Raw genomic sequence first — 19483 nt, 5'->3', positions numbered from 1 at the left:
ACAGAGCAGATTCCAGATCAAGGGGTGGCAGTGGTGGCGACGGGGTGGGCGCTTTTCTGCACCTGTTCCCAGACCCGCAGGAAGTTACCGGCCCAAAGCTTGCCGATATCGGCTTCGGAATAGCCGCGGCTGAGCAGTTCGGCGGTGACGTTGCGGATTTCGCTGACATCCTTCCAGCCGTCGAGGCCGCCGCCGTCGTTGAAGTCCGAGCTGATGCCGACATGGTCGATGCCGACCTTTTTCACCGTGTAGTCGATCGCGTCGGCAAAGTCCTTGAGGGTTGCCTTGGGCTCTTGCTCGACGATGCCGTAGAGGCTGCCGGCGTATTCGCCGAAACGCGATTCCGGCCAGATGGCGATCACCGCATCGCCGGGCATCAGGGCGTTGGCCAGGCCTTGCAGCGGTTGCAGGTCGAAGCGCGCGCGCAGTGCTTCAAGCTTGTCCAGGGTTGGCTTGCTCAGGGGCTTGAGGTAGGTGCCGAAGGCGACTACCTGGATGACCCCGCCACTGTCCTTGATCAGCTGCATTTCCTTGTCGCTGAGGTTGCGCGGAATATCCACCAGCGCCCGTGGCGCCGAGTGTGAAGCGACCATCGGCGCACGACTCAAGCGAGCAACGTCTTCCAGGGCCAGGGTCGACATCTGCGAAACATCGATAATTACCCCCAGGTCGTTGAGACGCTTGACCGCCTGCTCGCCCAAGGGTGATAGCCCGCCCAGGGCATCGGCGGTGTCGTTGAAGAACGGCAGCGGCCGCGAGGAGTCAGCCCAGTCGTTGTTGCCGGTGTAGCTGAAACCGAACATGCGCATGCCGCGGGCGGTCCACAGGTCCAGTTGCGACAGGTCGTGGCCCAGCGGGTAGGCGTTGAGCATGCTGATGAAGATGGCGAACTTGCCCTCGCCGTTCAGGCGCCGGAAGTCCTCCGGGGTGTAGGCGATGCCGAGCTGGTTGGGGAAGTCGCGAACCATGTTGCTGATGATCTTGTAGCGCACTTCCTGCTGATGCCGGGCTTCATCGACAAAACCTGGCGTCGGGCGGTGTGGGGCATTGGCGCCGTTCCACAGCTCCGGCCAGCCGAAGATGGTCAGGGCAGCGCCGGAAAGCCGGCCTTTGCCAGCCTTGACCAGATCGAGCTGGCCGGGGCCATCCTTGTCGATTTCGTTGCCAGCGCTGCCCATGTTCAAGGGAACGGTGACATGGCTGTCGAACGACAGCATGTGCTCATGCAAGGCGTTGGCCTGCTCGACGATCTTGCGCGGGTAGCCAGCGCTGTTCTGGTAATAGAGGTAACCGGTAGCAGCGGTACCCAGTGCCACTGCCAGGGCAAGGGGCAGGCCGATATACAGGGCTTTTCGAGAACGGGGCTTGGTCGTGGTCATTGCCATCTCAACGCTGGGCTGATCGGAACGGCTTGCCGGCGCACGGGTGTGCCAGGGGCAAAGCTCGGGTACCAGGAGGGACGAATGGCGGGGGGGTAAATTTATGAGCAGACAGACGGCTCAAGTTTTGCGGCCGACGGCCGATAGCGGAGTCAACCCATAGACCATCAGGATGATAAAAGCATGGTAGGCATCAATGCCGTATCGATCAATGGAAACCCGTTGAGCAGCGGGACCCCGGGCGTTGCCAGCGTCAATGTCGGTGCTCAGGGCCCGGCGGCGAAAACTGAAGAGGGCACGCTCAAAGTCAACCTTTCCGGCGTCGCCGAAAGCAACAAGGCCGAAGCCAGCGAAAGCAGTGAAAGTAGCGAGCCGGCGCACATCCGCCAGTTGCGTGAGATGATCAAACAACTGCAAAAGCAGTTGGCCGAACAGCAAAAACAGCTGCAGGCAATAATGTCCAGCAACATGGAAGAGACCGCCAAGGCCTCGGCGGTTGCTGCCGCTCAGTCGTCGGTGAGTACCACCATGGGCGCCATCCAGTCGACCGCCGCGCAGTTGCTCAAGGCCCTGCTGGACAGCGGCGGCAGCAGCACTGGCAGCATGGTCAGCACCAGCGCCTGACCGGCAGCGGGCCTGGCGCGCATGGCGCACAGGCCCGTCTGGTCAGTCGGCCAGTGGGCGGTTCTGGCTGCGCTCGGACTTGTAGCGCATGGCCACCGCCGGTGCCGGTTTGGTGCTGCCGGTTTCCAGCCACTGACGCATGCGGCTGGCGTCGGCGAAGTGGGTGTACTTGCCGAACGCATCGAGAATCACCATGGCCACCGGACGGTTGTCCATTCTCGTCAACAGCACCAGGCAGTGGCCGGCCTTGTTGGTGAAGCCGGTCTTGGTCAGCTTGATATCCCAATTGCTCTTGTTGACCAGGTGATCGGTGTTGCGAAAGCCCAGGGTGTAGTTGGGCTTGCGAAACGCCACGGTCTTCTGGGGGGTGCTGCTCAGCTCGCTGAGCATAGGGTAGTTGCGCGCTGCCAGCAGCAACTTGCCCAGGTCGCGGGCGGTGGAGACGTTGCTGTGGGACAGACCGGTCGGTTCGACATAGCGGGTCTGGGTCATCCCCAGCGCCTTGGCCTTGGCGTTCATCGCCTTGATAAAGGCGTTGTAGCCGCCCGGATAGTTATGGGCCAGGGTCGAGGCGGCGCGGTTTTCCGACGACATCAGGGTGATCAGCAGCATGTCTTTGCGGTTCAACTGGCTGCCGAGGCGCACCCGCGAATACACGCCTTTCATTTCCTTGTTCTGGGCAATGGTGACCGTGAGCATCTCATCCATGTTCTGCTTGGCGTCGAGCACCACCATGCCGGTCATCAGCTTGGTCACCGAGGCGATAGGCACCACCCGGTCGGCATTGTTGGCGTAGAGCACCTTGTTGGTCTGCAGATCGATCAGCAGGGCGGCGCCGGAGGCCAGGTGCAACTTGGCAGGATCGCGTTGCACTTGGGCAGGGGGTTGCGCAGCAGTGGCCGTGGTGACAGTCGCGGTACTGGTGAGCAGCAGCAGCAGGCTTAGAATCGAAAGGGAGGTTTTCACGTCGGGGCTCACTAAAAGTTGGTATGTCGTTGGCTGTGCAAGGGTTTTCCCCCAAAAAAACGCTCGCATTCTGAAGTATGGCTGAGTTGCTGTCGATTGCCTGTGCGAGGTTAGCGTGCAGATGAAAAAAACTTAATCCAAGGCTCTGTCGTCAGCCAATAAAAAGCCCCGCCAAAGGGCGGGGCAAAGGGCTGTGCGGAGCAACGCACGATGAGGGAGGTGGCCGTCTCAGGTGCGCAGGCCGGAGCTTTCGAGATGGCTGGCAAGGACCTGGGCAGCAGTCAGCGAGGTCAGCGGTCCGGACACCGGTTCACCATCGCGGACCAGGTACCAGCAGGCCAGCAGTCCCAGCTCCCTGAGCGAAGCGGGGACGGCGCTGCCGATGACGGACATGATGCTGATAGGGGCCATGGGGGTTCTCCTGCGATTCATGGGCCTACCTTACGTGGCACGGCGGGCCGGTTGAAATCAACTGGCTCGATAGTGCTCATTACTGTCATCGGCTGCACCGCGCGCCTGAGTAAAGGTTTTGTACGCGCCGATCAACGGTAACTGCCATGTCTGTGCATAATGCCGACTCGATCGCAAAGGAGAATCAAATGGCCCACATTCCTGGTAAAGACACGGTCCTGTGCATCTCGTTGGCCGGTCGCCCCGGCACCTTTGGCGTACGCTTTCACAACCACTTGTACCAACAGCTGGGCCTGGATTTTTACTACAAGGCGATGACCACCGAGGATCTGCCCGCGGCGGTGGGCGGTATACGCGCCTTGGGCATTCGCGGTTGTGGCGTGTCGATGCCGTACAAGGAAGCCTGTATGGCGCTGGTCGACGAGATCGACCCGTCGGCGGCGGCCATCGAATCGATCAACACCATCGTCAATGACGCCGGTCGGCTCAAGGCCTACAACACCGATTACCTGGCTGTACGCCAGCTACTTGATCAGCATCGAATCGACCCGGACACCGCCTTTGCCTTGCGCGGCAGCGGCGGTATGGCCAAGGCCGTGGCCAGCGCCTTGCGCGATGCCGGGTTCAAACAGGGCATCATCGTTGCCCGCAATGAACAGGCGGGTCGGCAGTTGGCCGACAGTTGTGGTTATCGCTGGCAGGCTGAGCTGGGCGATCTGTGCCCGCCGATGCTGGTCAACGTCACGCCGATTGGTATGGCGGGCGGGGTGGAGGCCGAGCAGTTGGCGTTCAGCCGCGAGGCGATTGCCGCGGCGCAGCTGGTCTTCGATGTGGTGGCAATGCCAGCGCATACACCGCTGATCATTGAAGCTCAACGGCAGGGCAAAGCGGTGATTAGCGGACTTGAAGTGATTGCCTTGCAGGCGCTGGAGCAGTTTGTATTGTACACCGGTGTGCGGCCGACGGCCGCGCAGGTGGCTGAGGCGGTGGCCTACGCCCGGGGCTAGGCCAGCGCGCCCCCACAGTATTACTCGAATGCCGCCAAGCGCTCTTCCAGCGCCGCAATCCGCGCCTCCAGCGCCTCGATCCGCTCCAGCGACACTGCACCACCAGTGCTGCGCTCCGGCCCTTGCTGGCGTGCCGCAAGAATCGCCTCGATATCCGCCGGATCACCCAGCGCGTGGGTATAACGGTCTTCACGCTGTCCGGCCTGACGCGGCAGGTGCAGGGCAAAGCCACGAGCGATCAGGCGCTCAAGCTGATGCACGACCTGCTCGGCGTCTTCGAACTCATGCATGCGGTTGCTGCGGGTCAGCAATTCATTGACCGTCTGCGGGCCGCGCAGGAACATCAGGCCGAGCAGAGTGACCTGGGCTGGAACCAGCTCCAGGGCCTTGTCCACGCGCTGCTCCCAGCGGTCGGCGCGGCTGCCCATCTGCAAGCGGGTCAGGCCCTGCCCTTCAAGGGCGCGCAGGGCCTGGCCGGCCTGGCCTTGGCTCAAATTCATCACCGGCTCGCGGCTGGTCTTCTGGTTGCAGGCCAGGAGCAGGGCGTTCAAGGTCAGCGGGTAGGTTTCCGGGCTGGTGGCCTGCTTTTCGATCAGCGAGCCGAGAACGCGGATCTCGGTGCTGTTGAAGCGGGCTTCGGAAGGCGATTGGTGATCGTCGGACATGACCCTGTCTCTATGCGAAGAAAGGCCCCTAGCCTAGGTGCGCGACAGGGTAAAACACAAGCAGCCGGTGCAGGATGCACCGGCTGCGGGCCTGGCTCAGGCGGCCTGGCGTTCCTCGGCCATGCAGGCGGCGGCGGTGAACAGCACGTCGGTGGAGGAGTTCAGCGCAGTTTCCGCCGAGTCCTGCAGCACGCCAATGATGAAGCCGACGGCCACCACCTGCATGGCGATTTCGCTAGGAATGCCGAACAGGCTGCAAGCCAGGGGGATCAGCAGCAGCGAGCCACCGGCCACACCCGAGGCGCCACAGGCGCATACGGCGGCGACGACGCTGAGCAGGATGGCTGTGGGAATGTCGACGGCGATACCCAGGGTGTGCACGGCGGCCAGGGTCAGCACGGTGATGGTGATGGCGGCGCCGGCCATGTTGATGGTTGCACCCAGAGGGATCGATACCGAGTAGGTGTCTTCGTGCAGGCCCAGGCGCTCACTGAGGCCCAGGTTGACCGGAATATTGGCCGCCGAGCTGCGGGTGAAGAATGCAGTGATGCCGCTCTCACGCAGGCACAGGAACACCAGCGGGAACGGGTTGCGGCGAATTTTCCAGAACACGATGAGCGGGTTGACCACCAGCGCGACGAGCAGCATGCAGCCGATCAGCACGGCCAGCAGATGCAGGTAGCCGAGCAGGGCGTCCAGGCCCGATTGGGCCAGGGTCGAGGCAACCAGGCCGAAAATACCCAGCGGGGCGAAGCGAATCACCACGCGTACGATCAGGGTGACACCATTGGACAGGTCTTCGACCACGGTGCGGGTGGTTTGCCCGGCGTGACGAATAGCCACACCCAGGCCGATGGCCCAGGCCAGGATGCCGATGAAGTTGGCGTTCATCAGCGCGCTGACCGGGTTGTCGACCACGCTCAGCAGCAGGCTCTGCAGCACTTCAGTGATGCCGCCTGGCGCGCTCAGGGCCACGTCAGAGGTGCTCAAGGCCAGGCTCGACGGGAAGGCCATGCTGGCGGCCACTGCGACCACGGCAGCGGCGAAGGTGCCGAACAGGTACAGCACCAGGATCGGCCGAATATGGGTTTCGGTACCGTGTTTATGGTTGGCGATGGAGGCCATGACCAGAATGAACACCAGGATCGGCGCCACCGCCTTCAGCGCGGAAACGAACACCTTGCCGATGAAGCCCAGGCTCAACGCGACTTCGGGGGCGATCAAGGCCAGGGCGATACCGGCCACCAGGCCGATCATGATCTGTAGTACCAGGCTGGTACGGTTCAACAGCTTTAGAACAGGTGTCATGTCGGGTGTTTCTCAGTCTTGTAGGGGGGCAGCCGACCCGTCGCGACGCCGGGAAATACTGGGGGCGTCAGGCGGTTAGGGCGATGAAAGGGGCGCGACTTTAGCACAGGAGGCACAATGGGTGATTGCCCTGTGTCAGGCGGCAAGACGGGCGTGTAGTATGCGCGCCCCTTGGAAACGGCTCAGTGCCGTGGATGTTTAACGTTCTGGAGTGTAGATGTTACTGCCGATTCTGTTGCTGGCTGCGGCTGGCTTCACTGTGTTGACCACTGAGTTCGTGATTGTCGGCCTACTGCCGGGGATTGCCCGCGACCTCGCGGTAAGCGTGCCCCAGGCCGGGCTTTTAGTGACGTTGTTTGCCTTTACCGTAGCGTGCTTCGGGCCTTTTCTGACGGCCTGGTGCGCACGCTTCGAGCGCAAGCGTCTGTTCGTCGGCATTCTGCTGCTGTTCGCTGCCTGCAATGCCCTGGCGGCGATGGCCCCGAACATTTATCTCATGGGCCTGGCGCGGCTGCTGCCGGCCCTGGGCTTGCCGGTGTTCTGGTCGCTGGCCAGCGAAACAGCGGTGGACATCGTCGGCCCGGCCTATGCCGGGCGGGCCATTGCCAAGATCAGCTTTGGCGTGGTCTGCGCCACGGTGTTCGGTATCCCGGTCGGTACCCTGGTGGGCGACGCCCTGGGCTGGCGTGCGGCCTTCGCCATGCTGGCCGTGCTGGCGCTGGCCAAGGCGCTGTTGCTGCACCTTTATCTGCCGCGTACGCCCCGGCATAACCAGGCCACCTCACTGCGGGGGCAGTTCGGCATCCTGCGCAGCCGCTTGCTGCAAGGGCATGTACTGCTCTCGGTACTGGTGTTCAGCGGCATGTTCACCGTCTACACCTACCTGGCCGATATCCTCGAACGCCTGGCCGGGTTCGATGGCGCGCGGGTGGGCTGGTACTTGATGGGCTTCGGTGCGGTAGGCCTGATCGGCAACAGCCTGGGTGGTCGTGCCGTGGATCGCCATCCGCTGCTGGCCTCTGGCGGCTTTTGCGCGCTGATGCTGGTGGGCCTGATTGCCCTGGTGCCGAGCATTCATTCTACCTACGGCCTGATCGCCGCGCTGGCGATCTGGGGCGCGACCCAGGCGGCGCTGTTTCTGGTCAGCCACGTCCGCCTGATCAAGGCTGCGCCCCAGGCACCAGCCTTCGCCGCTTCGCTGAACATCGCCGGGGCCAACCTCGGGATCGGCCTGGGCGCGCTGATTGGCGGCCGGGTGATCGACAGCCTGGGCCTGGGCAGCCTCGGTTATGCCGCCGCGCTGCTGATTGGCGTCTCGGCGTTGCTGGCGCTGGGGCTGATGCGCGTGCGCGATACCAGCGCTACCAGTTGAACAGCTGGCGCCGGGCGCCTTCGGTGATGGCGATGATGCCAGGGTGCTTGACTTTGCGCTCCACTGAAATGGCATAGAACGACTCGATGACCGCGTCGGTCTGGCCGATCAGCTCAACGCCGTATTGCCGGCAGACCTCATCGGCGATCACGCTAGGGCCGATGAAGATACCGCTGCCGGATTGGCCGAAGGCCTGCATCAGGGCGCTGTCGTCGAACTCGCCGACAATGCGCGGCTGTATCTGCTGCTCGGCGAGCCAGCGCAGCAGGCGGCTGCGTACCACGGTTTCCTGACCGGGAATCAGCAGCGGGGCATGTTGCAGGCAGGCTGGAAAATTTTCGCCCAATTCAGTGGCCAGTGCAGGTGTGGCGAAAAAACTGATGCCACATTCACCCAGGCGCTGACTGTAGCCCTTGATGTCCAGGTGGCTGGGCATGGGGCTGTCGGAGATCACCAGGTCCAGGCGTTGGATCGCCAGGTCGGCCAGCAGGCGTTCCAGCTTGTCTTCGCGGCAGCTCAAGCGCAGGGCGTCTTCCATCGCCATGGTCGGCGCCAACAGACGGTAGACGATGGACTTGGGCACCACGTCGGCGACCCCGACCCGGAACAGAATCTGCTGCTCATCCGGGCGTGCACGCAGCATGGCCTCCAACTCCCCGCCGATCTGGAACATCTGCTCAGCGTAGGCCAGGGTCTGGCGGCCGCTTTCGGTCAGTTCCAGTTGCCGCCCGACCCGCCGAAACAGCTCAATACCGTAGGTCTGTTCGAGCAGGCTGATCTGCCCGCTGATGGTTTGCGGGGTCAGGTTCAGCTGTTCACCGGCGCGCACGATGCTGCCGGTGCGGGCGACCACCCAGAAGTAATGCAGCTGTCGGTAGTTGAGCACGGGTGTTCTCGATTCGTAAAAACCGAAGTATAACTGCTGAAAATACGAATTTTCCTGATGTATCAAGATATTTAGAATCCCCAGCCATCACGGTGCCACTGATTGGGCACTGATCATCGACACGGAGAACTACACATGATGCAACTCAAATCCATCGGAACCCCCCTGGTGTTGCTGTTGGCCCTGTTTGCCATGAGCGGTTGCGAGCAGGCGGAAAAGTCCGCCCAGCAGATGCTCAACCAGGCAGCGGAGTCGGCCAAGCAAGCCATCGACAAAACCAACGACGCCGCCCAACAGGCCCTGAGCGAAGCCACCGGCTCCGAGGGCGAGAAGGCTGCCAAGCCCGAGCCTGATGGCAGCGCTAAAGAAATCTGACCCACCCCTTACCTCGATGCAGGAATGATTCATGGAATACTTGTTGGAACTCGCTGCAAGCCCGACCGCCTGGGTAGCCCTGGCCACCTTGGTGGCCATGGAGATCGTGCTGGGCATCGATAACCTGATCTTCATCTCCATCCTCACCAACAAGTTGCCTGAGGAGTTTCGCTCCAAGGCGCGCCGCATCGGTATCAGCATGGCGCTGGTGATGCGCCTGGGTCTGCTCAGCACCGTGGCCTGGATCGTCCAGCTGACCGAGCCGGTGATCGACGTGTTCGGTCAAGTCTTCTCCTGGAAGGACATGATCCTGATCGCCGGTGGCCTGTTCCTGCTGTGGAAGGCGACCAGCGAAATCCACGAGAGCGTCGACCCGCGGGCCAAGGCTGAAGCCAAGGCGTCGTCGACCATCACCCTGGGCTTTGCCGCTGCGATTGGCCAGATCCTGATCCTGGACATCGTCTTCTCGATCGACAGCATCATTACCGCTGTGGGCATGACCGAGCACCTGCCGATCATGATCATTGCCGTGATCAGTGCCGTGATCGTAATGTTGGTGGCCGCCGACCCGCTGGCCAAGTTCATCAACGACAACCCGACCGTGGTGATGCTGGCCCTGGGCTTCCTGATCATGATCGGCATGACCCTGATCGCCGAAGGCTTCGGCGCCCACGTACCGAAAGGTTATGTGTATGCGGCGATGGCGTTCTCTACTGCGATCGAAGTGCTGAACATCATGTCGCGCCGGGCGCGGATCAAGCGCGAAGCGGCTGAAGTCTGATGTAAGTCGCGGGGCAAGCCCGCCCACAGGGATATACCAAACCTGTGGGCGGGCTTGCCCCGCGATGCTTTTAAAGCTTCAGTGCGCGCTGGCATGGCGGCGACTACGCCGCGTCGGTACTGCCTCGCTGGTCTTTTTCGGCAAGGTATGGTGCGAGTGATGGCGGCGGGCAATGCGCAACACGCCCCAGAGCATGGCGGCGGCGACGCTCAGCCAAGCTCCAACCAGCATGAAAATTGCCATTGTCAGGCTCATGTGTGCCTCCTCAGGTTCCTGGCCAGCCCATGATGCTTGCCACGCGGACACCCCCTAGAGTCTAGCCGAAGCCATGTTGCAGGCTATTGACCGATGGTCCAGGCCCTTGGGCCGCTTTGTTCTAAGCCGCCTTCACACTATACCCACGCGGCCTGCCGGCCTATGCTTGCAGACGGAAATAAAACGACGTGCGCGGTCGGTACTGGCGGCAGATCGAGCGCGAGCGTTGGCGCAGGGCTGGTCATTAGCACTACGACAATGACCCAGGGTCGACCTTGGAACTGGGCGGCTCACAGACAATTAACGAACCCCCTGGACAAATAGCGCAGCCATTGCCTTTAGTTGGTCGTTTACAGCTATCGGCAACAGGTTGCCTCGGTTACTAGTCAGCCCTGTACATTCCCTACGAGGCTGAATCCGTGTTTCAAAAAACTCTCTTATCGATGTCCGTTCTGGGTCTTTCGATCTCGCTCGCACAGGCTGCCGAAAGTTATGCCCTCGACACTCCGCGCCTGCAAAAAATCGACAACTTTCGCGATGTCGCCGGCACCAGTAGCGCCTATACCACAAGTCACGACGGCATCATGCGCAAAGGCGTGTTCTACCGATCCAACGCGTTGACCCCCTCGCCAGCAGACCTTGCTACCCTCAATGGCCTGGGCATCAAAGAAGTCTACGACCTGCGCACCCCGGTGGAGGCCGCCGCTACGCCCGATACCCTGCCTCAAGGCGCGACCTATACCAACATCGACATCATTGGCAACGCGACCTCTACCGCGAACATCACCACGACCACGTTTCACAACGCCGACGAGGCCGTCGCCCTGATGCGCGAAACCAACCGTGCCTTCGTCAGCGATGCCGGCATGCGGGGTGAATTTGGCGTGCTGTTCAACGAATTGGCCAGTGCCGATGGCGCCGCGCTGTTCCACTGCACCGCCGGCAAGGACCGCACCGGCTGGGCTGCTGCGGTGTTGCAGAGCATCGCCGGTGTCGACGACGCCACCATAATGGCCAACTACATGGCCACCAACGAATACACAGCCGCACGCATGGCCGCGACACTGGCAATGTTCCCTGCCCGCATTCAGGCGATTTACGCGCCATTGATAGGAGTGGATGAGAGCTATCTGCAAACCAGTCTGGACGAGGTGAGTGCGCTGTACGGCAGCATGGACAACTACCTTAAGCAAGGCCTGGGCCTTTCCCAGGAAACGATCTACGTGTTGCGTGCCAAGATGGTCTACTACAACAGCCTGCCCGGTCAGCAGGGACTGGTCGGCAACGCCGCCGCAGGCGCGCAGTTGTTGCAGCAATTGCAGAACAGCAGCCTGTCGGGCAGTTTCACGGACTACAACTATTACCTGCAATCGGCCATCGATGCCGGTAACCTGAGCGGTGTCGAGTCCACCGTCGGTGGCCAGGTGCACGCCGACACCGCCAGCTACCTGCTGCGCCAGGGGGCTTTGATCGACCAGGCCGCAACACCTTATGCCAACGGCATCGACCTGAAGGTCGGTCAGGGCAGGCTGTGGACGACGGCCCTGGCCGGCTACCTGGGCACCGACGGTTCGTCCCACGCCGCCAGCAGCAACGAACACAGCCAAGGCATGATGGTCGGTTTCACTCAGCGCTTCTCCGAGCAGCTCAGCGGCTATGCCGGCCTTGGCTATAGCCGTGGCAGTGTTGGCGGCGCAGGTGGCGAGGCGGATACCGACCTGACCTTCGTCAGCGTGGGCGCACGGTTTGCCCCAGGCAGCCTGGAGCACGGCCTGTTCATTGCCGCCAACGCCAGCGGCGGATGGCTGGACTATGACAGCAAGCGTGACCTTGGCGCTGACCTCGGTTCAGCCAAAGGCGACACCCACGGCAGCCTCAGCGGTGCCAGCCTGGCCGTCGGTTATCGCCTGCCACTGGACAGTGTGACCCTCGAGCCGAGCCTCGGCGTACGGGTCAGCCATATCGATCTGTCTGACTTCCAGGAAAAAGGCAGCGAGTTGGCCCTGGACGTAGACGGTATCCAGGAAACCCGACGCAGCGCAGCGGCCAATCTCAGGGCAGCCTTCAATCCCATTGGCGTGAGTGGGGGCTGGCAACTGGTGCCGGGTGTGTCGGTCGGTTATGAGCATGTACTGGGCGACCACGAAGTCGACAGCCAAGGCCACCTGTTGGGCCTGGATATCGAACAGCGCGCTACCTTCGACAACCGCGACCAATTCACCGGCGCTGTCGATGTGATGGCCAGCCTTGGTGCATTGAGCTTCGGTGCCGAGCTTGGCGGGAGCGTGGGTGGAGACAGCCACGGCGTCAGTGGCAGCCTCAAGGCCAGTTACCTGTTCTGACAGGCACGGTGCCATTGGCCCAGGTCGCCGTCACTACGGCGGCCTGGGCCTTTTCCGTCTACATCAGGGTCGTATACGCAAACCCTTTCTGACATCGGCCGGGCTTACCCCATAGGCGCTCTGGAAGTAGTGGCTGAACCTGCCGACATTACTGAATCCGTAGCGCAAGGCCACTTCGGTAACCGAGGGCGACACGCCGTGGGAAAGCGCATCGTAGGCGCGCTCCAGGCGTACTTGCCGTTGGTACGTGGCGATCGATTGCCCGACAAAGCGCTTAAAACCTTCTTGTAGCGCACGCAGGCTGACGTTGGTGTAACGGGCCAGTTCGGTACCGCTGACCATGTTGTGAGGATGCTCGCGAATATAGCCAATGGCCAATTTCACATGGCGCGGGGCTATGGACGGCGTGGGGCGCCTGAGCGCTTCGGTGTAATTGTGCGGCCAGGCCTCCAGTACCGCGTCCACGAGCATTTCCTGCAAACGCGCCGGCATCAGCGAGCCGGCATTGATAAGAATGTCGAACTCGGCTCCCGTGGCCATTATCAGCAACGAGCGCAGACCCTGGTACGCTGCAACGCTCAGGTCTACCACCGGGGCGAAGCACACGTTATCCACGATCGGCTTGCCCAGCAGCGTCGAGAGACGCTCTGCAAACAGTGCACGCTTGATCGAAATTCCGTACTGCGCATGGTTATCGAGGAAGCGCAACGCACGGACGTCGGCCTTGTTGACCGCCAGGCCGACCTGATTAAGCCCGACCGATTCGCAGATGTGGCTGACGATGACCTTGCCGGCCGTGGGGATGACGAAGGTTATTTCATCGTATCGGGTCGGAAACTCGACAGTGAGATCGCCGCAAAAGCGTAAGCGTCGGAAGCTGACGCCCTCGTGTCGGCCGTAGACGCCCTCGATGGTGTAGGTGTTCAGGGCTTTGGCATCGGCATAGAGACCGCCGAACGTACGGGTAAAAAGAGCGCTGAAATCCTCAGAGCCAAAGCCACTGGACCTGAGGATGATGTGTTTGCGAGTGGGGGATGTGTACACCTTCAGTCTCACCTTGTGCGTCGATGTAGGTAGCAACCGCAAGGTAGTTATCAGGCTGGCATGACGGTTTTGCGATCAGGGGGTGAGCAGGGCGCGTTGATCGTCAATCAGATGCCCAAGTTGTGCCTGCGCCGTCTTGGACGAGCTTCGGTTGCCGTCGACTGCCGAGACCACCGCATAGCCCTGCCACAGCAAGTAGGCATCGGCCTGTTGTTGTGCCGGGTCCGGCTTTGCCGGTGGCACCAGATTCATCCGCACGCTGCCATCTTCGCCGCGTTGGGCGGTGAAGTTGACTCGGTCCCAGGTGCCTATCGGCGCCTGACGCACACCCTTGACCTGCGCCATTGGCAGGGCCGGGAAGTTGATATTCAGGCCGCTGCTACCGGGCAGGCCCAACACGTTCACCCCACCCTTGGCATGGGCGGCGCTGTCGATGGCTTTCTGGATGACGCGGGTGGCGAACCGGGCGGTATCGTCCAAGGCATCGAGGGTCTTGCGATAACCGGCTTGTTGATCGCGCATGATCAAATCCAGGTCGACCGAGGTGGACACCGCCACTGCTGGTACACCTTTGATCATAGCGCGCAGGGCGGCGTTCAGGGTGCCGGACATCTGCGTCAGCGGGCCAACGTTTTCACCGAAATTGCTTCCGGAAACCACCAGGTCTGGGCGCTGTTCCTTGAGCAGTACATCCATCCCGACATTGACCGCATCAACGGGGGTGCCGATGGCTGATGTCTTGCCCGAAGGCGCTGTATAGCCTTGCGGCGGGCCGACGCAGAACTTGCCCGGTGCAAGCTCCGTGACCGCCAGTGCCTGACCGGGAATGACCACGCTGGCCGCGCTGATGCCGCTGCTGTCGTTCAACGGCCCGACCAGGGTGACGTGATGGCCCGCAGCACTCAATGCGCGGTACATCGCATCAATGCCGGGGGCGCGGCAGCCGTCGTCGTTGGTCAGCAGGATGTTGAGCGCATTGGCTTGCAGCGAAAGGCTGGCGCCTACGACAACGAGGGCGCCAGTAAGCAGCTTATTCATGGGAGCTCCTTAGGAGGGCGCCCCGACCGGAACGGACGGGGCTTGTGGGTTAGCGCGTACCGAGCTTGCGCAGGTTACCCGGGGTAAACTCGTCTGCCGTGAAACTGCTGGCATTGAGCAGAGCCGGCTTCTGGTCGACGAGCAAGCGGTCAACCAGGTAAGACCCGGCGATCAGGTCATGGTAGACACCTAGGCGGGCATGGAAACGCTGGATCTCATAGGCGTACACCGAGGTTTGCATGTTGGTGCGCCACAGCTGGCCACGGGCATCGTAGTTGTCGGCCAGGGTCGCTGCCCAGCTGTCTTCGTCGATGTAGATCATACGCTTGGCGTAGATATGCCGGGAGGTGGGCTTGACAGTCGCCTCGAGCACCCAGACACGGTGCTTCTCATAGCGCATCAATTCCAGGTTGATGTGGCCGGTGGAAGACAGTATCTGTGCCTGGGTAAACCGGCACGGTTGTTGATCAGGCTGCCCTTGTCGAAGGCGTTGTCGCCGTCGTTGCCATCGGCGTTGGCGACCAGCTTGTGGTCGCGGCTTTCGGTCCGCCACGCCAGGCTGTAGGTCAGCGTCGTGTCCCAGTCGATGCTCAGATCATCACTCGGCTGAAACGTCATTGCGCAGGCCTGGCCCCCCAGGCCTCCGGCCAGTACAAACATGCTCAAACGTGCGCACATGTGCAGAGAGTGTGGGGCGATTTTTGTTCTTATCATATCGTCCTCATACAGCGGTCAGACCTGCCCGACCGGCAGTTCTTGGTTGGGAGGTGAAGCCGGACCGACTATGAGATTCCGAACGAACTACAACATCGTCCAACCGGACTAAGTAATCCTGGTGATGTTCAGCGATACCTGCCAGCGAACAACCACGTGACTATTGCCTCCCGGCCTCGCGCTGGTGTGGCGTGTTGTCCGTGCTCCAGAGGAGGTGATCCGATGAACGATGCCGTGGTCAGGTGGGATGAATGCTGCGATGTACTGGTAATCGGTTCGGGGCGGGGGGCATGACCGCCGCACTGCGAGCCAAAGACCTGGGCTTCGATGCCCTGGTGATCGAGAAAAGTGACGAATATGGCGGCACCTCGGCGGTGTCCGGTGGCGGCATCTGGATACCCAACAACCATCGCATCGAGGCTCTGGGTGGGCAGGATTCGGCCGAAGAGGCCATTGCCTACATCAAGACCGTCACCTGCGGTGAGATCGACGATGGGCGCATCGAGGCCTACGTCAAACATGGCCGGGAGATGGTCGAGTACCTCGAACAGAACAGCCACGTGCGCTTCGAGGCGCAGCCGCACTATGCCGACTACTACCCGGAAGTACCTGGCGGCAAGGCCGGCTATCGCTCGATGGACCCGCTGCCGTTCGACGCCGCAGCGCTGGGTAGCGAGTTCTTGCGCATGCGCGCGCCTTCACCCGGCACCCTGATGATGGGGCGCATGGCGATGACCATGAAGGAGGCGCGGGTGTTGCTGTGTCGTGGCAAGGGGTGGCTGGGGCTGTCTATGCGGGTCATATGGCGTTACTGGCGTGACCGCGAGGGGCGCGAGCTGTCGCGCCGGGACCGTTTTCTGACCTTGGGCAACGCGCTGGTGGGTGCGCCGTTCGTGGGGCGTGCGGGCGCGGTATTGACGGCAGCAGCGGATGACATTCGTCGGGCGCTGCTCTAAGCAGATCTAGTCCATTTGGACGAGGCGAGTTGTCGCAGCCGCTTCTAGTCTGGCGCTTACTCGTCTCTCCCTCTAATGCAGTGGAATGGCCATGAAAACAACAAAAAAACTATGCCTTGCCCTGATTGTCTGCGCCTTTGGCGCAGGCTATACCGCGGTCCTGAAACGCCCTCAGCCGGCAGCAGTGATGGTTACCTATTACTGTCAGCCTGGCTTCCAACCTTGTTACTTCCCGGTGGCTAGCATTGCACGGTTGATGCCGTAAAGGCGCTCAGTACCCGGGACTTCGACCGCCCGGCTCCAAGGTCATGGCGGATCCGGTTTTGCATTTTTAGATTGCCGCATTTGGCATGCAATGCTTGGGAGGGCCGGCTCATTACTCCTGACTTCACCCTTTACAGCAACGGAATGGTGTAGCTGACGATAAGGCGGTTCTCGTCCTCGCACCCTCTTCCCGAGGGAATGAGTAGATTAGTATCTGCCTTCTACTACTCTGAGCCAAGATGGACATGGCTGCAGAGGCTTACGGCGATCGGGAAGACCCCATCAATCAGTTACGCCTCATGCTACTGCAAATAAGGAGAGCGGTAGCGATTGGCTTGAAGCTGAGCGGCGCTTGAGATATGCGGAGCCACCCTGGCGCAAGCTGGCTGGGGATGACTATCGTAAAGGGGTAGTCCAGTACCACTCCAATTCCAGTCTGCCGACTTTAAATTCATTCGACACGTCCTGAACTCTGCCCGGTAGGCGCAAGGTATACCTCAGGCCAACGACGCGTTCTCGATGTGTTGAACCGAGTTCAAGGGTGAAAAGAGGGTAGACTAGAAGGGAGTGCAAAAATTAATGAACAAAAAACGATTTGAAGTGAAAATCAAAGCCCCAGGGCCGGGCGCTGTCTGCCGGGCATCAGCACAAGCGAGTGTTCATGCTGCCACTGTCTACCACATTCTCCGCTATCGCCCCGCGTCGCCTGCTGGCGGCTTGCGTGATGGGCTTGACCCTGGCCGGTTGCGCCAGTCAGCCTCCCGCCCCGATCAAGGGTTTGCCGCAGCGGGTCGAAATCGGCTCGGTGCCGTTCTACCGCGGCAATGCCAACCAGAGCGCGCCAATGGCCCTGGCGGCATTGCTCTGGCAACAGGGCGTGCGCATTACCCCGGGGTTGCTCGAACAGCCACTGGGCTTGCCTCAGGGGGTGGACAAACTGCAGGACTCGATGCAGAACGTTGCCCGTCAGTACGGCATGGTGGTCTATCCGCTGGAACCGAAACTGAATGCACTGCTGGCCCAGGTGGCCGCAGGCAATCCGGTGCTGCTGCGTTTCGAACAAGGTTCAGCGTTCTGGGGGGAGCCGCGCTATGCCTTGCTGGTCGGTTACGACCGCTACAAGGAACGGGTGCTGCTGCGGGCAGGAATGAATCGACGCCTGCTGATGGACTTCGACGACTTCACATCGGCGTGGAACAAGCAGGGGAGTTGGGCGGTATTGGTGCAGCAACCGGGCCAATTGCCAGCCCAGGTTGACCGTCAGCGTTGGCTGAAAGCGGCCAATGACCTGGCCCAGGTGGGCCAGGAACAAGCGGCCCGCCAGGCCGTCAGCGCCCTGGGGCAATGACGGCGCAGGCCAGGCTCGGGCTTAGAAGCCCAGACGGTCGCGCAGGCTGTAGTACCAGGCGCCCAGGGCGCTGAACGGTACACGCAGCATCTGGCCACCCGGGAACGGGTAGTGCGGCAGCTCGGCGAACGCGTCGAAACGCTCGGCTTGGCCACGCAGGGCCTCGGCCAGCACCTTGCCCGCCAGGTGGGTGTAAGTGACGCCGTGGCCACTGCAACCCTGGGAGTAGTAGATGTTGTCGCCGAGACGGCCGACCTGAGGCAGGCGCGACAGGGTCAGCAGGAAGTTGCCGGTCCAGGCGTAGTCGATCTTCACGTCCTTGAGCTGCGGGAAGGCCTTGAGCATCTTCGGGCGGATGATCGCTTCGATGTTCGCCGGGTCACGAGCGCCGTAAACCACACCGCCACCAAAGATCAGACGCTTGTCGCCGGTCAGGCGGTAGTAGTCGAGCAGATAGTTGCAGTCTTCGACGCAGTAGTCCTGCGGCAGCAGGCTGCGCGCCAGGTCTTCACTCAGCGGCTCGGTGGTGATCACCTGGGTGCCGCACGGCATGGACTTGGCCGCCAGTTCCGGCACCAGGTTGCCCAGGTAGGCGTTACCGGCAACGATGACGAATTTAGCGCGTACTTTACCTTGTGGGGTGTGCACGACCGGGTTGGCGCCGCGCTCGATGCGCACAGCCGGGGATTGTTCGTAGATCTTGCCGCCCAGCGATTCGACTGCCGCAGCTTCGCCCAGTGCCAGGTTCAGCGGGTGGATATGGCCGCCGCTCATGTCGAGCATACCGCCGATGTATTGATCGCAACTGACCACTTCACGAATGCGCTTCTGGTCCATCAGCTCCAGCTGGGTATGGCCGAAGCGTTCCCACAGGCGCTTTTGCGATTCCAGGTGGCCCATCTGCTTAGGGGTCAGGGCAGCGAATACACCGCCGTCCTTCAGATCGCACTGGATGTTGTACTTGGCCACGCGCTCACGGATGATGCGCCCGCCTTCGAAGGCCATGTGCCCAAGCAGTTGTGCCTGCTTGGGGCCGACGGTGCGTTCGATAACGTCGATGTCGCGACTATAACTGTTGACGATCTGGCCACCGTTGCGGCCCGAGGCGCCGAAACCGACTTTCGCGGCTTCAAGCACGGTCACGCTGAAGCCCGCTTCCAGCAGGAACAGGGCGCTGGACAAACCGGTATAGCCGGCGCCGATCACGCAGACATCGGTCTGTACCTCTTCCTGCAGCGCCGGGCGCGGCGGTACCGGATTGGCCGATGCGGCGTAGTAGGACTGAGGGTAGGGGGTATTGGCCATGCTGCGAAACCTCTGTTTTATATTTTTTACGACTGTACCGATGCTATCAATAATAATAAACACCCGCTAGTCGTGTGTTGAAAATCCTTTACCCCGGGTTTTCACAAATACTTTTGATATTCAGTGGCTTAGGCTGAAAAAAAGAGTTGACACTGGCAGCCGATTCCGTAGAATGCCGCCCCACAGCAGGCACATAGCTCAGTTGGTTAGAGCACCACCTTGACATGGTGGGGGTCGTTGGTTCGAGTCCAATTGTGCCTACCAAATCAAATCCGCCCCTGCTGGCGGTACTGAAAAAGGCGATCCGAAAGGGTCGCCTTTTTTGTTGTGCGCCCAGCATGGGCGCAATCTTGCGGGTGAAAGTCCCGCCGTGAGCTGACCACAGCGAACGAAGTGAAGCGCAACTGCATGAGGGCGACCAAGTGTGGGGAGGAAGCGTGAAT

The 19483-nt window shown here is 61.4% G+C and carries 19 protein-coding genes, 1 tRNA gene and 1 pseudogene; 9 read left to right on the top strand and 12 right to left on the bottom strand.

Features of this window, described 5'->3' with window-relative positions; translation table 11 throughout:
• Positions 1–17 precede the first annotated feature (17 nt).
• On the bottom strand, positions 18–1379 hold the full coding sequence (pvdM, locus tag ACRESH_RS22210) for a pyoverdine-tailoring dipeptidase-like protein PvdM (protein WP_431743996.1): 1362 nt from the start codon (positions 1377–1379) through the stop codon (positions 18–20).
• A gap of 183 nt (positions 1380–1562) precedes the next feature.
• On the opposite strand from pvdM, the gene ACRESH_RS22205 reads away from it, so the two are divergent.
• Entirely contained in the window at positions 1563–2003 is a 441-nt protein-coding gene (locus tag ACRESH_RS22205) for a hypothetical protein (protein ID WP_431743995.1), read from the top strand.
• A 42-nt stretch (positions 2004–2045) separates the two neighbouring features.
• Here ACRESH_RS22205 and pbpG read toward each other — a convergent pair whose 3' ends face one another.
• Positions 2046–2969, bottom strand: a complete 924-nt coding sequence (gene pbpG / locus ACRESH_RS22200) for a D-alanyl-D-alanine endopeptidase (protein WP_431743994.1) — start codon at positions 2967–2969, stop codon at positions 2046–2048.
• Between the two features lie 228 nt (positions 2970–3197).
• Positions 3198–3380: a hypothetical protein gene (locus ACRESH_RS22195; RefSeq protein WP_431743993.1), complete on the bottom strand. Its 183-nt coding sequence runs from the start codon at positions 3378–3380 to the stop codon at positions 3198–3200.
• A 188-nt stretch (positions 3381–3568) separates the two neighbouring features.
• On the opposite strand from ACRESH_RS22195, the gene ACRESH_RS22190 reads away from it, so the two are divergent.
• Complete coding sequence (locus ACRESH_RS22190; protein WP_431743992.1) at positions 3569–4387, top strand: shikimate 5-dehydrogenase; 819 nt, start codon at positions 3569–3571, stop codon at positions 4385–4387.
• A 20-nt stretch (positions 4388–4407) separates the two neighbouring features.
• Here the strand turns inward: ACRESH_RS22190 and ACRESH_RS22185 are convergent, their stop codons facing one another.
• Together ACRESH_RS22185 and sstT are read right to left on the bottom strand one after the other, a co-directional pair.
• Entirely contained in the window at positions 4408–5052 is a 645-nt protein-coding gene (locus ACRESH_RS22185) for a YceH family protein (RefSeq protein WP_431743991.1), read from the bottom strand.
• Positions 5053–5148: 96 nt separating this feature from the next.
• Positions 5149–6360, bottom strand: a complete 1212-nt coding sequence (sstT, locus tag ACRESH_RS22180; RefSeq protein ID WP_431743990.1) for a serine/threonine transporter SstT — start codon at positions 6358–6360, stop codon at positions 5149–5151.
• Positions 6361–6577: 217 nt separating this feature from the next.
• Between sstT and ACRESH_RS22175 the strand changes: the two genes are divergently transcribed.
• A complete protein-coding gene (locus tag ACRESH_RS22175; RefSeq protein WP_431743989.1) occupies positions 6578–7732 on the top strand; it encodes an MFS transporter in 1155 nt (384 codons plus the stop codon).
• Here the strand turns inward: ACRESH_RS22175 and nhaR are convergent.
• Positions 7722–8618, bottom strand: coding sequence for a transcriptional activator NhaR (nhaR, locus tag ACRESH_RS22170; RefSeq protein WP_431743988.1), 897 nt, complete (start codon positions 8616–8618; stop codon positions 7722–7724). The two genes, ACRESH_RS22175 and nhaR, sit on opposite strands and share 11 nt — an antisense overlap.
• Before the next feature lie 135 nt (positions 8619–8753).
• Here nhaR and ACRESH_RS22165 point away from each other — a divergent pair, with 135 nt between their 5' ends.
• Entirely contained in the window at positions 8754–8993 is a 240-nt protein-coding gene (locus tag ACRESH_RS22165) for a hypothetical protein (RefSeq protein ID WP_431743987.1), read from the top strand.
• Positions 8994–9024: 31 nt separating this feature from the next.
• A complete protein-coding gene (locus tag ACRESH_RS22160; protein ID WP_431743986.1) occupies positions 9025–9774 on the top strand; it encodes a TerC family protein in 750 nt (249 codons plus the stop codon).
• Between the two features lie 78 nt (positions 9775–9852).
• On the opposite strand, the gene ACRESH_RS22155 is transcribed toward ACRESH_RS22160, so the two are convergent.
• Complete coding sequence (locus tag ACRESH_RS22155; RefSeq protein WP_431743985.1) at positions 9853–10029, bottom strand: hypothetical protein; 177 nt, start codon at positions 10027–10029, stop codon at positions 9853–9855.
• A gap of 443 nt (positions 10030–10472) precedes the next feature.
• On the opposite strand from ACRESH_RS22155, the gene ACRESH_RS22150 reads away from it, so the two are divergent.
• Positions 10473–12371: a tyrosine-protein phosphatase gene (locus ACRESH_RS22150; protein ID WP_431743984.1), complete on the top strand. Its 1899-nt coding sequence runs from the start codon at positions 10473–10475 to the stop codon at positions 12369–12371.
• A gap of 63 nt (positions 12372–12434) precedes the next feature.
• On the opposite strand, the gene ACRESH_RS22145 is transcribed toward ACRESH_RS22150, so the two are convergent.
• From ACRESH_RS22145 to ACRESH_RS22130, 4 genes and pseudogenes are all read right to left on the bottom strand, one after another.
• On the bottom strand, positions 12435–13415 hold the full coding sequence (locus tag ACRESH_RS22145) for a helix-turn-helix domain-containing protein (RefSeq protein ID WP_431743983.1): 981 nt from the start codon (positions 13413–13415) through the stop codon (positions 12435–12437).
• Between the two features lie 75 nt (positions 13416–13490).
• Positions 13491–14453, bottom strand: coding sequence for a 5'/3'-nucleotidase SurE (surE, locus tag ACRESH_RS22140; protein ID WP_431743982.1), 963 nt, complete (start codon positions 14451–14453; stop codon positions 13491–13493).
• A gap of 49 nt (positions 14454–14502) precedes the next feature.
• Positions 14503–14901 (bottom strand): annotated as a pseudogene (locus ACRESH_RS22135) (DUF1329 domain-containing protein); the annotation flags it as partial.
• The gene (locus ACRESH_RS22130; RefSeq protein WP_431743981.1) at positions 14853–15071 is read right to left on the bottom strand and encodes a DUF1302 family protein; all 219 of its coding nucleotides are present in this window, start codon (positions 15069–15071) and stop codon (positions 14853–14855) included. The pseudogene ACRESH_RS22135 and the gene ACRESH_RS22130, both read right to left, overlap by 49 nt.
• A 386-nt stretch (positions 15072–15457) precedes the next feature.
• Between ACRESH_RS22130 and ACRESH_RS22125 the strand changes: the two genes are divergently transcribed.
• The gene (locus ACRESH_RS22125; RefSeq protein ID WP_431743980.1) at positions 15458–16123 is read left to right on the top strand and encodes an FAD-binding protein; all 666 of its coding nucleotides are present in this window, start codon (positions 15458–15460) and stop codon (positions 16121–16123) included.
• A gap of 925 nt (positions 16124–17048) precedes the next feature.
• Complete coding sequence (locus tag ACRESH_RS22120) at positions 17049–17735, top strand: peptidase C39 family protein (protein ID WP_431743979.1); 687 nt, start codon at positions 17049–17051, stop codon at positions 17733–17735.
• Between the two features lie 21 nt (positions 17736–17756).
• Here the strand turns inward: ACRESH_RS22120 and ACRESH_RS22115 are convergent, their stop codons facing one another.
• On the bottom strand, positions 17757–19040 hold the full coding sequence (locus tag ACRESH_RS22115; RefSeq protein ID WP_431743978.1) for an NAD(P)/FAD-dependent oxidoreductase: 1284 nt from the start codon (positions 19038–19040) through the stop codon (positions 17757–17759).
• Between the two features lie 187 nt (positions 19041–19227).
• Between ACRESH_RS22115 and ACRESH_RS22110 the strand changes: the two genes are divergently transcribed.
• Positions 19228–19304: transfer RNA gene (locus ACRESH_RS22110), tRNA-Val, on the top strand.
• Positions 19305–19483 lie beyond the last annotated feature (179 nt).

This window comes from Pseudomonas sp. (assembly GCF_050739775.1).
Taxonomy (GTDB): Bacteria; Pseudomonadota; Gammaproteobacteria; order Pseudomonadales; family Pseudomonadaceae; genus Aquipseudomonas.
This window is presented reverse-complemented; position numbering and strand designations above follow the sequence as displayed.

Excerpts from the sequence above, each read along its gene's own strand:
- pvdM (WP_431743996.1), bottom strand. The coding sequence starts at position 1,379 with ATGACCACGACCAAGCCCCGTTCTCGAAAAGCCCTGTATATCGGCCTG.
- ACRESH_RS22205 (WP_431743995.1), top strand. The coding sequence starts at position 1,563 with ATGGTAGGCATCAATGCCGTATCGATCAATGGAAACCCGTTGAGCAGC.
- ACRESH_RS22195 (WP_431743993.1), bottom strand. The coding sequence starts at position 3,380 with ATGGCCCCTATCAGCATCATGTCCGTCATCGGCAGCGCCGTCCCCGCT.
- ACRESH_RS22190 (WP_431743992.1), top strand. The coding sequence starts at position 3,569 with ATGGCCCACATTCCTGGTAAAGACACGGTCCTGTGCATCTCGTTGGCC.
- ACRESH_RS22185 (WP_431743991.1), bottom strand. The coding sequence starts at position 5,052 with ATGTCCGACGATCACCAATCGCCTTCCGAAGCCCGCTTCAACAGCACC.
- sstT (WP_431743990.1), bottom strand. The coding sequence starts at position 6,360 with ATGACACCTGTTCTAAAGCTGTTGAACCGTACCAGCCTGGTACTACAG.
- ACRESH_RS22175 (WP_431743989.1), top strand. The coding sequence starts at position 6,578 with ATGTTACTGCCGATTCTGTTGCTGGCTGCGGCTGGCTTCACTGTGTTG.
- ACRESH_RS22165 (WP_431743987.1), top strand. The coding sequence starts at position 8,754 with ATGATGCAACTCAAATCCATCGGAACCCCCCTGGTGTTGCTGTTGGCC.
- ACRESH_RS22160 (WP_431743986.1), top strand. The coding sequence starts at position 9,025 with ATGGAATACTTGTTGGAACTCGCTGCAAGCCCGACCGCCTGGGTAGCC.
- ACRESH_RS22155 (WP_431743985.1), bottom strand. The coding sequence starts at position 10,029 with ATGAGCCTGACAATGGCAATTTTCATGCTGGTTGGAGCTTGGCTGAGC.
- ACRESH_RS22150 (WP_431743984.1), top strand. The coding sequence starts at position 10,473 with ATGTCCGTTCTGGGTCTTTCGATCTCGCTCGCACAGGCTGCCGAAAGT.
- surE (WP_431743982.1), bottom strand. The coding sequence starts at position 14,453 with ATGAATAAGCTGCTTACTGGCGCCCTCGTTGTCGTAGGCGCCAGCCTT.
- ACRESH_RS22130 (WP_431743981.1), bottom strand. The coding sequence starts at position 15,071 with ATGACGTTTCAGCCGAGTGATGATCTGAGCATCGACTGGGACACGACG.
- ACRESH_RS22125 (WP_431743980.1), top strand. The coding sequence starts at position 15,458 with ATGACCGCCGCACTGCGAGCCAAAGACCTGGGCTTCGATGCCCTGGTG.
- ACRESH_RS22120 (WP_431743979.1), top strand. The coding sequence starts at position 17,049 with ATGCTGCCACTGTCTACCACATTCTCCGCTATCGCCCCGCGTCGCCTG.
- ACRESH_RS22115 (WP_431743978.1), bottom strand. The coding sequence starts at position 19,040 with ATGGCCAATACCCCCTACCCTCAGTCCTACTACGCCGCATCGGCCAAT.